Below are 12,376 nucleotides of genomic sequence, written 5' to 3'. Positions count from 1 at the left end.
CGCACCGGTGCGATCAATGCCATGCCTCGTAGTTTCTTTTTTGATCTGAAATTTGATTGATCGGACTGTGACCGGGTCCAGACCCTGCCAGCCCGCTTCGCGTGGCTTCGGCATACCTTGCTGTTCATGCAGGAGAGGACGGTCGGGGTACGCGTGGGGGGAGGCCGATCCGCATCAATGGGCCATCGCTGGGCTGCGGTGATGCTGGGTCTCGCGCTCTGGCTGCCGGTCCCTGTTCTGGCCGGCGATCCCGTCACGGCACCCTGGCCCCGGCCGCTGGGCCCCGCCGAGGCGCTGCCGACCGCGGCGCTGCGTGCGGTCGTGGAAGACCGCGACGGTTATCTGTGGTTCGCCAGCGACGATGGACTCCTGCGCTTTGATGGTCACCGTTTCCGCGCGTGGCGAAGGGAACAGGGGCTGCTGGATGTGGACGTACGCGCGCTGCATCTGGATGCGCAGAACCAGCTCTGGCTGGCGACCGCCTCGCAGGGCCTGCTGACGCTGTCTGCTGATCGCCGCGAGATCCAGAGCATGCCGGGCAATGGCGCGGTGGTCCTGCCCCGCATCGGCGTCATGCAGATCACCAGCACCCCCGACGGTGTGGTGTGGGTGGGTACCCTCGACGACGGCCTGTTCGCACGGCATCCGGACGGCCGCTGGCAACGCGTGCCGTTGCAGTTGCACGGTGGCCCCGTGCGCCGGGTGACTGCCCTGGTCACCGACCGCCAGGGCCGGCTGTGGATCGGGACGCCGGCAGGGGCACTGCGGCGTGAGGAACATCGTTTCACCCTGGTGCCGCTGCAGGACGACCAGGGCGTTGACGTGCGCGTGCTCTGGCCCGATCCGGACGGCGGGGTGTGGGTGCACACACCGCAGGGCGTGCACCGGTGGCGCGATGGCGAGCTGCATCGGATGCCGGAGGGCACGGCGATGCCGGTGCTGCGCAGTACCGCGGGCGACCTCTGGAGCGCCGGCGCAACCGGACTGCGACTTCACGCGCGCGGGCAGGCGCCGCAGCCGGTGCCGCTGCGTGGATACGCCGGCGCCGTGATGAGCACGGCTGCGGTCAGCCATGCGCTGGAGGACCGGGTCGGCGGCCTGTGGTGGGTCGGCCGCGGCGAGGGCCTGTGGCACCTGCCCGCGCGGTGGCGCCAGTTCACGCTGCTGGCGGCCGCCCGTGATGGTTGGCCCGGACTCGATGGCGACCACGTGCTGGCCCTGGCGCCCTCCCATGGCAGGCGGGTGTGGATCGCCGGCGATCGCGGGCGCCTGCAGCGCGTGGACACGGTGAGCGGGCGCAGCGACCTGGGCGTCGACTACCGCCCCGATCACCTGCGTGCCGGCACCGTGGCCATCGCCGAAGACCGTCGCGGCCAGGTATGGGTGGCCAGTGGCAATACGTTGTCGCGCTACCTGCCGGGCAGCGGTGGACGCCGTCACTGGTTGCTGGGGGTGGGCGGCGACGCGGGGAGGGTTGATCTGCAGGCCTGCGGCGATGGATCGTTGTGGCTCGGGCGTGCCGACCGCATCCAGCGACGCGATGCCGACGGTGTGCTGGAGTTGTCCGCCGCGCCGCACACCCTCGGGCTGGTGCCGCCGAGCCATGGCCCCCAGTTGCTGTGCGATGACGATGGCCGGCTGTGGGCAACCGACCGCAGCGGCGTCAAACGCTGGCTGCCGGCGCAGGAACGCTTCGCGGTCGTGGAGGGAGCGCCGCGCGGCGAAGTGGGGGCGGTCGCCCGCGGCGAGGATGGCCACTACTGGATCAGCAGCCTCGGGGTACTGCGGCGCTACCGCTGGGATGGCCAGCAGCTGCGCAAGACGCACAGCTTCGGCCCTGCGCACGGGTATCCGCGTCTGCTGGCACGCGCACTGGTGGTCGACGCAGCGGGCGTTGCATGGGCAGGCGATGCACGTGGCCTGGTCCGGGTCGACCCGCACGGCGGCGGCGTGCGCCACTTCGGCGGCGATGAGGGGCTGCCGGCGCAGGGCGTGGTGCCGCACGGGCTGGTGCGCACCGCCGACGGTCGGCTCGCCGCTGCGGTCAGCGAAGGCGGGTTGTTGCTGATTGATCCGGCCGGTGTCACGGGCCCTGAGCGCGCGCCGGGCCTGGTCATCCATGCGATCACTGCTCGCCGTGGCAAGGCGCAGATCACGCTGCCGGTCGGCGCCGACCCGGTGCCGCTCTCGGGTGCTGATCGGCATGTGCGCGTTGCCGCGCGGCTGCTCAGCAGCGGTGCGCCGTCGCACGTGCAGTATCGGTTCCGGCTGCAGGATCACGAGGCCCAGTGGCAGGAAAGTGATGCCACCGGGCTGCGCGTGTTCGAACGTCTGCCGGTGGGGCTGCAGACGCTGGAGGTGCAGGCCCGGCAGGGAAACGGCCGGTGGTCGCCGGTGCGCCGGGTAACATTGCAGGTGGCCCCGGCATGGTGGCAGGCGCCGCCGGCCCGGTGGGCCGCCGCGGCCGCGGGGATGGGCGCGGTGTGGCTCTGGGGATGGCGCTTTCACGTACGCCGCGGTCGCCAGCGGCGCTGGCGCTGGCTGCGTGCCCGGCAGGGGCATGCCGAGCGCGCATCCGTGCAGCGCACCCGTTTCCTGACCACGCTGGGGACCCGCATCCGGGTGCCGATGACCGCGGTGCTGGGATGGAGCGAACTGCTGCTGCGCTCACCGCTTCCGCCAGACCAGCGCAGCCGGGTCAACAGCCTGCACCATGCCGGTGAGCACCTGCTGCGGCTGATGGATGACGCACTGGATCTGGCCAGCATCGAATCAGGGGAACTGCAGTTGCAGCCGGCACCGTTCGTGCTGCAGCGGATGATCGAAGCACTGCACGCGCTGCTGCTGCCGGTGGCGCAGGGCAAGGCGCTTGCGTTGGAGTGGCACAGCACGCTGCCGGCCTCGGCGTGCGTCATCGGCGATGCGCGTCGCCTGCGCCAGATCCTGCTCAACCTGCTCGGCAACGCGCTGAAGTTCACCGCGCAGGGAACGGTGCGGCTGGAGGCGCACGGCGGACACGATGGCCAAGGGATCGTGCTGCGGGTGTGCGATACCGGACCGGGTATGACGCCGGCGCAGTGCCAGCGCCTGTTCCAGCGCTTTGAACAGGCCGATGGCGCGCAGACCGCGGCACGTTACGGCGGCAGTGGGCTGGGATTGTCGATCTCCCGCGATCTGGCAGTGGCCATGGGCGGCGATATCACCGTGACCAGCGTTCCCGGCCAGGGCACCTGTTTCCAGGTGGCGCTGCCCTTGCCGCGCGGTGAGCTCCCCACCGGCATCGTTGCAGCGTGTGCGCTGCCGGGGCTGGCTGCGGCCGGCGCACTGCGGGTGCTGGTGGTGTATCCCTCAGCGGTCGTTGCCGAGGTGCTGCTGGCCATGCTGGCCTCCCTGGGCCATCTGCCCACCCACTTTCCCGGCGCGGATGCACTGCCGCCCACCGCCGCGGACGGTGCGGGTTGGGACGTCATCGTGGTCGATCCCGCCCTTAGGGTGGATGGCGAACGCGTGGGGGCACGGCTGTCGCGGCGGTGGCCGGGGGTGCCACGGGTAGCACTGACTGCGCGTGCGGATGCCGCTGCGCAGCGCGAGGCGATCGCGGCCGGCTTCGAGCTGTTCCTGCGCCTGCCCGTGAGCCGGGCGGCGTTGGGCGATGGACTGGCCAGATGCCGGCGCAGCGCATGAGCGGCACGCCGCACCGAGGGTGCCGATGGGGGCGGTGGGGGCTGCTGGTCTGGCTGCTGCAGGCGTTTCCGGTGCTGGCGCTGCCCAGCCATGGCATACGGATGACGACCGTCGACGGATTGCCGTCCAACGTGGTGCATCAGATCGTGGAGGACCGTAAGGGCTATCTCTGGTTCGCGACGGGCGACGGCCTGGCGCGCTATGACGGCAGCGGTTTCCGGATCTGGCGCATGGAACACGGCCTGGCCGACAACGTGGTGCGCAGCCTGGCCCTCGATGCTCGTGACCAGCTATGGATCGGCACCGGCAACGGTTATCTGCAGCGTCTTTCCGCTGACCGCCAGCAGTTCGCCCGGTGGGCGGGGCCGGCGGTACCCACGGTGGCGGCCAGCCCGATCCTGGCGATCCAGCCCATGGACGATGGCAGCGTCTGGTTTGGTACCCGCGATGCCGGTCTGTTCCGGCTCGACCGCGATCACTTCCTGCGTCAGCACCTGCCGGCCGCTGGCGGTGGTGGTTTGCCGTCGGCACGGGTGGAGCGGCTCGTGTCCGATCCGCACGGCGGCCTGTGGATCGGCAGTGCCGCCGGGCTGGCGAGGTGGCAGCACGACCGGTTCCAGGCGCCTGCGATGCTCGGCGCTTCCCCTCGGCCGGTGACCGCGCTCGGCCTGGATTCGCAGGGGCGGCTGCATTCCAGCACGGGCGAGGGTTCGCGGGTGCGGCAGCTGCCGTCCTTGCAACCCGTTTCCGGGCACCGCACACCGGCCCGTTGGCTCGGCGCAGCGCGGCGTGGCGGGGACTGGTTCGGCGATGGCGACCAGGTGTGGTGGCAGGATCAGCACGGCCGGAACCACCACGCGCTCCAACTGCCCCGGCCGCACGGGCGCGAGGTGTCGCGCATCGGGCAGGCGTTCGAGGACCGGCAGGGGCGGGTCTGGTTGTCGGGAAGCCGCCAGGGCGTATGGCGACTCGGCGCCCAGTGGCGGCACTTCGAGCGTTTCGCCGCACCGGCCGGACCCATCGCCGGTGCGGCAGGCAGCCTGGCCCCGGCGGCAGACGCACACGCATGGTGGGCACGCGGCGGCACGCTCGCCCGTCTCTCGCCGGAGCAGGGCTTCTCCCCCGCGCGGTGGTCCTATGCACAGGATCCAGCACGTGCCGATCGCCACGTGGTGGTTGAAGATCCGCAGGGCGTGGTGTGGGTCTTCGCGGCGCCGTGGCTGACCCGGATCGATCCGCTGCGCCGGCGTCGGCAGCGCTGGCAGGTGGGGGCGGCCAGTGTGTCGCCGGGCACGTCGCCGCAGGCCGCGTTGCTGGCCTGTGGCGATCACGTGTGGCTGGCCGGCAATGGCCGCGTGGAGCAGCGTGCGGGCGATGGCCGCGTCCTGGCCAGTGCTGCCTACGCGGCGGCGGGCCTGCGCCCGGGCGTGGCGGAGTTCGCGCTCCAGTGCAGCCCTGGCGGAGAGGTATGGTTGGGGGACGGCGAGGGTCTCAAACAGTGGCACGTGGCGGCCAGCCGTTTTCTCCCGGTGCCGGGCAGCGGCCGGCGGGAGATCGGCGCGCTGCATCTAGCCTCCGATGGGTGGCTGTGGGCAGCCGATGCGGAGGGCTGGTCGGCCTACCAGCATGCGCCCGGCCGCCCGCCTCACAGCCAACGGGTTGACGCGGCGCAGGGAGTACCGGCCGCGTTGCCACGCGGATTGAGCGGCGCCCCGGATGGTGCCTTATGGGCCACCACGGCGCGCGGGGTGGTGCGCCTGGCCCCGGAGCGAGGCAGTGCGCGGCTGTACACCGCCGATGATGGCCTGCCGCTGATGGTGTTCGATACTGGCCTGGTTGCTGCCGGAGCGCATCTGCTCGCCCTGGAAGCCAACGGCGATGTGCTCGCATTGCATCCGGCGGGCATGGTCGACGCCACGACGCCGGCATCGCTGGTGATCGACCGGGTGAAGGTGCGCCGACAACGGCGCTGGGTCGAGCTGCCTTCCACCGATCCACTGCAGCTCAACGCCGATGATCGCGACATCCAGTTGTCGGCGCGCCTGCTGAGCGGCCGGCCCGACGGTGTGAGCGGGTATCGATTCCGGCTGCGGGGCGAAGACCCCGAATGGGTCCGCGCCGGGCGACGCGGCGCGCGCGGCTTCCCCCGCCTGCCGGCCGGCGAGCATGTACTGGAATTCCAGGCACGTGACGTGGATGGGCAATGGTCGGCCCTGCAGCAGGTGCACCTGCACGTGGCCTACAACGGTTGGGCGCATCCCGGGGCGTGGGCGTTGCTGTGGCTGCTCGCCGCCAGTGCCGGCACGTTGCTGGTGTGGACGCTGAGGCAGCGGCGGCAGCGCGCGCTCGCCTGGCGGGCGGCCACGCGCCGCCAGGCACGTGCCGAGCAGGCCGCGCAGGCCAAGGCGCGCTACATGGCCACGCTGGGCCATGAAGTCCGGACACCGCTCACCGGCGTGCTTGGCATGAGCGAACTGCTGTTGGCTACGCCGTTACCCGCAGGCGCGCGCGAACAGGTGCTGCATATCCAGCAGGGCGGGCGTGCATTGCTGCAGGTGGTCGACGAGGCGTTGGAGATGGCCAGGCTGCAGGCCGGCAAGGTGATGCTGCATCCACGGGGCTTTGCCATCGGTCCGTGGTGGGACGAGGTACATGCCGCCGTGGCCGGGGGTCTGGAGGCGGGTGGCTGCCGCCTCGTGTTGGCCCCGCCATTGCAACCCGGTGCCAGCGCCGTGGGCGACCCGGACCGGTTGCGACAAGCCGTGGAACTGCTCGCGTGCGGGTTGGCAGAGCAGACCGGGGCTGTCCGGTTGACCCTGCGCATCGCCTGGCGGCCGGGCTGCAGTGGCCTGCTGCTGGATGTGCTCGCCGAACCGGGGGCCTGTCCGTCCCCAGCGCCGTTGCAGGTACGCGAGGCCTTGGCCGATGTCGACGTGCTGATCGGCGCGATGCACGGGCACCTGCGCGTGTCGCGGTTGCCTGATCACCGCTGGCAGGGGACGCTGAGTGCCCCGCTGGAAGGCTGCCAGGCGATCGGGCCCCACGCGACCGCACCGCAGGGCGATGCGCTCGATGCCCTTCAGGTCATGCTGGTGGAAGATGATCCGCTGGTGGCCGAGGTGGTCGGCGCACTGCTGCGGCTGCGCGGTCACACCGTCGTGCATGCCGCGCACGCGCTGGCGGCACTGACCGCGCTGGCCCGCCCCGGCACCCAGCTGATGCTGTTGGACCTGGACCTGCCGGGCATGGACGGGCTGTCACTGCTGCGCCTGCTGCGTCAGCAGGGCAAACGCCTGCCGATACTGGTGCTGACGGCGCGACGGGAGCTGGACCTGGAGCTGCAGGTCATCGCCGCCGGCGCGGACGGTCTGGTGCACAAGCCACTGCAGGGCGATGCGCTGCACACAGCGATGCAACGGCTCGCCTTGCCGCGCGTGGATCGTGCCGGCGCGGGGAACGGTTTACTATGCGGGGCGTTGCCCGACGACCGGGGTGGTCAGGGGTGACAGGCCCGTTCCGGGCGACGGCAGTGAATCGAGGGACAGACCCGGGAGAGCCAGTGGTGTTGCGTGTGCTGTGGCCGCTGCTGATCGGCCTGTGTGTGCTCTGGCCGGCGCTTGCGTCGGCCCAGCCGGTACCGCCGACGCCGCGGCAGCTCACCGTGTTCGATGGCCTGCCATCCAACACCGTCAATCGCATGGCCGAGGATCGCTACGGCTATCTGTGGATTGCCACCAATGATGGGCTGGCCCGTTACGACGGTCGCAATTACCGCATCTGGCGCGCCGAGGACGGCCTGCGCGACAACCACGTCTGGAGCGTCCACGTGGATGCGCGCAATCAGCTGTGGATCGGTACGGAGAACGCCGGCCTGGCGATGATGTCGGCCGATCGCCGCGAGATCCGCTTCTACGATCGCGACAGCCATCCGGAGATGGGCAGCAACACGATCTGGAGCGTGGCTTCCACGCCGGACGGTGCGATCTGGTTCGGCACTTACCAGGGCGGCCTGCACCGGCTGGAGCGTGATGGCACGCTGACCCGCTTCATGCCCGAGCCCGGCAACCCGCGCAGCCTGCCGGCGGCATCGATCGGCAATCTGGCCACCACCCTGGATGGCACCTTGTGGATCGGATCCAAAGCCGGCCTGGCGCGCTGGACCGGACACGATTTCGAACCGGTGCCCAGTGCCCAGTTGTCGGCGCGCGTCATCAACGGCCTCACCGCCGAGGCCGATGGCAGCCTGTGGATCAGCAGCAATGTCGGGGTGGCGGTGCGCCGCCCGGATGGCCGCTTCGAACCGGCGCCCTGGGCCGTTGCCGATGGCGATCAGATCCTGGGCATGATGCTGCGCGACGAGCAGGGCGGGTATTGGTTGGATACCCGCTCGGGCCTGGGCCGTGCGATGGACGGCCAGTTCCAGCAGGTGCCGCTGTACAGCGCGATCGCGCGCGGGCAGGTGCGGCCGAACTGGACCGGCGCCTACGAAGACCGCGAGGGTGGCATCTGGCTGGCCAGCACCAACGGCGGCCTGTGGCATCTGCTGCCGCGATGGTGGCAGTTCTCGGTGCTGTCGCGGTTGGAAGATGACCCGGCCTCGCTGCGCAATGCGTATGTGCTGGGCATGGGCGCGGCCGCCGACGGCGGTGTGTGGACGGTGGGCACGCACGGCGCCCTGGACAAGTTCGACCCGGTCAGCGGGAAAATCGAACAGCACCGGACCTGGGTGGACGGCACGCAATGGCTGCAGTCGGTGCTGGAGGATCCGCGAGGGCAGGTCTGGATCGGCTCCTGGGACGCGCTGCTGCGCTATGACCCCCGGCAGAAGCGGATGCGGCGCTGGGGCAGCGACGCGGCGGTGGACGCCACGATGGAGGGCGCGATCGAATCATTGGCGCTGTGCGACGGGCAGCGCCTGTGGACAGCGTCGGCCACCGGGCTGCAGCAGCGCGATCTCGATGGACGCGTCCTGCATCGCATCGCGCTGGGCCACGCTGGATTGAGCGCGGGCCAGAACGCGCTCGATATCCGGTGCGGTCCCCAGGACCGCCTGTGGGTGGCCACCGGGCAGGGACTGCTGCAGTGGGTCGCGGCGCGCTCGCGTTTCGAGCCGCTGCCCGGTGGCCCCGCGGCGAGCGTGCATGCGATGGCGCTGGCCGGCGATGACAGTGTCTGGCTTTCCGAGGAAGGCAAGCTCTCGCACTACGGCTGGCAGGGCGATCGGCTGACCCTGCAGGAAGTGATCGGCAGCAGTGCCGGCTACCCGGCGATCACCGCCACCGGTCTGGTGGTGGACCGGCAGGGGGTAGTCTGGGCAGCGAATGCACGCGGCCTGGTGCGTGTCGATCCGGAAGCCGGCAGCGTGCGCCAGTACGGCGTCCATGATGGCCTGCCCAGCCAGGAATTCCGCCGCCGCACGCTGACGCTGACCCCGAGTGGTCGCATCGTGGGTGGCACGCCGGCCGGCGTGGTGGTGTTCGATCCGGCACAGGTCAAGCCGGCGACGCGACGCGCGCCCCTGGTGATCGAGCGGGTCGAGGTGCGCCGTGGCGAGCGTGTCCTGGACCTGACCCATGCGGTGCCGCTGGACATCGCCGACGGCGACCGCGACCTGCGGATCGTCGCGCGGCTGCTGTCCTTCGCCGATTCCACCTCGAACAACTACCGTTACCGGCTGGCCGGCTACGACCCGGATTGGGTGGAAGTGGGACCCGGCGGCGAACGTCTGTTCTCGCGCCTGCCGCCGGGCCGCTACCGGCTGGAAGTGCAGGCTCGCTCGGCCGACCACATCTGGTCGCGGGTGCAGGTGCTGGAGTTCCGGGTGCTGCCGCCGTGGTGGCGGAGCCTGTCGGGCCTGCTGCTGACCTCGGCCGTGTTGCTGCTGCTCAGTCTGTTCGCCTGGTTGTACCGGCGCCGGCTGCAGCGCCGGCATGCGTACCAGCTGGCCCTGCAGAAGCAGGAACTGGCCGAGCAGGCTTCGGCGGCCAAGACCCGTTTCCTGGCGAACCTGGGCCATGAGGTGCGCACGCCGATGACCGGGGTGCTGGGCATGAGCGAGCTGCTCTTGTCCTCGCCATTGAACCCCCAGCAGCGTGGCTATACCGAGTCGATCCGCCACGCCGGCGAGCACCTGCTGCATCTGGTCAACGACGCGCTGGACCTGGCCCGGATCGAGTCGGGGCGCCTGGAACTGCAGGCGCAGCCGTTCCAGCTGCAGCGACCGATCGACGATGTCTGTGCGTTGATGGCCGCGCTGGCCGGGCAGAAGGGGCTGCGGTTCGTGGTCGACAACACCTTGCCGGCCGGCACCCGCACGGTCGGTGACGAGCTGCGCGTGCGCCAGATCCTGCTGAACCTGCTGGGCAACGCCGTCAAGTTCACCAGCCACGGCGAAGTACGGTTGACGTTGCGCGCGATCACGGCCGGCCGCGGGTTGCACATCGAGGTATCCGATACCGGGCCGGGCATCAGCACCGATCAGCAGGAGCGATTGTTCCGCCGCTTCGAGCAGGCCGATGGCGCCCGCACCGCCGCGCAGTACGGGGGCAGCGGGCTGGGCCTGGCGATCTGCCGCGAACTGGCACTGGCGATGCAGGGGCAGATCGGCGTGCAGAGCCAGCTCGGCGTGGGAACGCGTTTCACGGTGACCCTGCCGTTGCCCCTGGAGCAGGGAACCACCGGCGTGCCGGGTGCGGCCGAGGGCGAGCAGTGGGTGTTGCCGCCACTGCGCATCCTGCTGGTGGAGGACGATCTGACCGTGGCCGAGGTGGTCAGCGGCCTGCTGTCGGCGCGTGGCCACCAGGTGGTGCATGCCGAGCACGCGTTGTCGGCGCTGCGCGAGGTCAGCGAGGCGCCGTTCGAGGTGGTGCTGATGGATCTGGATCTGCCCGGGCTGGGCGGCATCGCATTGGCTGAGCATCTGCGCAGCCAAGGGTTCGAGATGCCGCTGATCGCGGTCACGGCGCGCACCGATCCATCGATCGAGCAGCAGGCCCGCGACGCAGGCTTCGATGCCTTCCTGCGCAAGCCGGTCACCGGCGATCTGCTGGTGGAGGCGATCGCGCGGGTGCTGCACGCTCCCGGTAGCAGCGGACCGTTGGTCCGCTGACGGTCCCTATAGCTGACCGCAGACCGCAGACCGCAGACCGCAGGACGTCTGCCCGCGGTTACTCGGCGACTTCCTCGACATCGCGCGGCGAGGGCCGCGTGTCCGGCAGCTGCCAGAAGATCAGCGTGGAGGTCAGGGTAATGGCGCCGACGCAGACGAAGGTGGCGTGCAGCGCGGCCGTCGCGCCGTGCGACGCATCGAGATGATTGAACGCGGCCAGCAGGCTGCCGGCCGCGGCCGCACCGAAACCGGTCGCGAGCATCATCACCATCGAAAGAAGACTGTTGCCGGCACTGGCGAAGTCGCGGTCCAGATCGCGCAGGGTCACGGTGTTCATCACGGTGAACTGCAGTGAATTGACCGCACCGAACAGGGCCAGCTGGATGATGCGGATCCACAGCGGCTGGCCGGGCGTCATGAAGATGAAACTGGCCATCGCCAGGCCGACCAGCACGGTGTTGACCATCAGCACGCGGCGGTAGCCGAAGCGCTCGACGAGCTTGACCGCGTAGCGCTTGGAGACCATGCCCGCCGCAGCGACCGGGATCATCAACAGGCCGGCCTTCATCGGGCTCATGCCCATGCCGACCTGCAGCAGCAGTGGAATCAGCAGCGGCATGGCGCTGCTGCCGATGCGTGAGAACAGATTGCCGAGGATGCCGATGCGGTAGCTGGGCACGTGGAACAGTGCCAGCGAGAACAGCGGTGCCGTGGAGTTGGCGGCGTGCAGCCAGTAACCGACGAGGGCGGCCAGGCCGGCGACGGTCATGAGCATGACCAGTGCATGCGGGGTGGCCATGCCGGAGATGCCGTCCAGCGCGAGGGACAGTACGACCATGCCGAAGGCAAGCATGAGGTAGCCGGCGATGTCGAAGCGGGTGCGGTGTTCGGCGTAGTGGTCCGGCATGATCTTCATCGCCGCGATGTAGCCGATGATGCCGATCGGGAGGTTGATCAGGAACACCCAGTGCCAGGAGGCGACTTCGACCAGCCAGCCACCGAGGGTCGGGCCGATCAGGGGGCCGATCAGGGCGGGGATGGCGATGAAACTCATCGCGCGAAGGAATTCTTCGCGCGAGACGGAGCGCATGACGGCCAGGCGCCCGACCGGCAGCAGCATGGCGCCGCCGATGCCCTGCAGGACGCGCGCACCGACGAGCTGGTGCAGGGTCTGGGCGAGAGCGCAGGCGAGCGAGCCGAGGGTAAACAGGATGATCGCGACGAGGAAAGTGCGTCGTGTGCCGAAGCGGTCGGCGATCCAGCCGGAGGCGGGGATGAAGGTGGCGACGGCCAGGGCGTAGCTGAAGACGACGGACTGCATCTGCAGCGGGCTTTCGCCGAGGCTGCGGGCCATGGCAGGCAATGCGGTGTTGACGATGGTGGAGTCCAGCATCTGCATGAAGATGGCCAGCGATACGAGCCACAACAGGGGCCGGATCGAGGCGTAGCTGCTGGTCGTCATGGTGCGGAGCCTTCGTCAACGAGGGCGATATGATCGCCGATGTGGGATCAGGGTGTGGTCAAGAGCCGAAGCCGAAGCATTGGGGCGTGCAACAACGAAAGCACGCGTCCTGGGTGCAGAAC

At 70.1% G+C, this 12,376-nt stretch carries 4 protein-coding genes; 3 read left to right on the top strand and 1 reads right to left on the bottom strand.

The window, feature by feature from the left end; translation table 11 throughout:
• Window positions 1–177: 177 nt before the first annotated feature.
• From PV764_RS06210 to PV764_RS06200, 3 genes are all read left to right on the top strand, one after another.
• Complete coding sequence (locus PV764_RS06210; protein ID WP_421116322.1) at window positions 178–3,684, top strand: ATP-binding protein; 3,507 nt, start codon at window positions 178–180, stop codon at window positions 3,682–3,684.
• A gap of 101 nt (window positions 3,685–3,785) precedes the next feature.
• Window positions 3,786–7,190, top strand: coding sequence for a response regulator (locus tag PV764_RS06205; RefSeq protein WP_160298441.1), 3,405 nt, complete (start codon window positions 3,786–3,788; stop codon window positions 7,188–7,190).
• Window positions 7,191–7,243: 53 nt separating this feature from the next.
• Window positions 7,244–10,792, top strand: a complete 3,549-nt coding sequence (locus PV764_RS06200; RefSeq protein ID WP_421116321.1) for an ATP-binding protein — start codon at window positions 7,244–7,246, stop codon at window positions 10,790–10,792.
• Window positions 10,793–10,850: 58 nt separating this feature from the next.
• Here PV764_RS06200 and mdtD read toward each other — a convergent pair whose 3' ends face one another.
• Complete coding sequence (mdtD, locus tag PV764_RS06195; protein ID WP_019186066.1) at window positions 10,851–12,254, bottom strand: multidrug transporter subunit MdtD; 1,404 nt, start codon at window positions 12,252–12,254, stop codon at window positions 10,851–10,853.
• Window positions 12,255–12,376: the final 122 nt, after the last annotated feature.

This window comes from Stenotrophomonas sp. AS1 (assembly GCF_048957655.1).
GTDB classification, from domain to species: domain Bacteria; phylum Pseudomonadota; class Gammaproteobacteria; order Xanthomonadales; family Xanthomonadaceae; genus Stenotrophomonas; species Stenotrophomonas bentonitica_A.
This window is presented reverse-complemented; position numbering and strand designations above follow the sequence as displayed.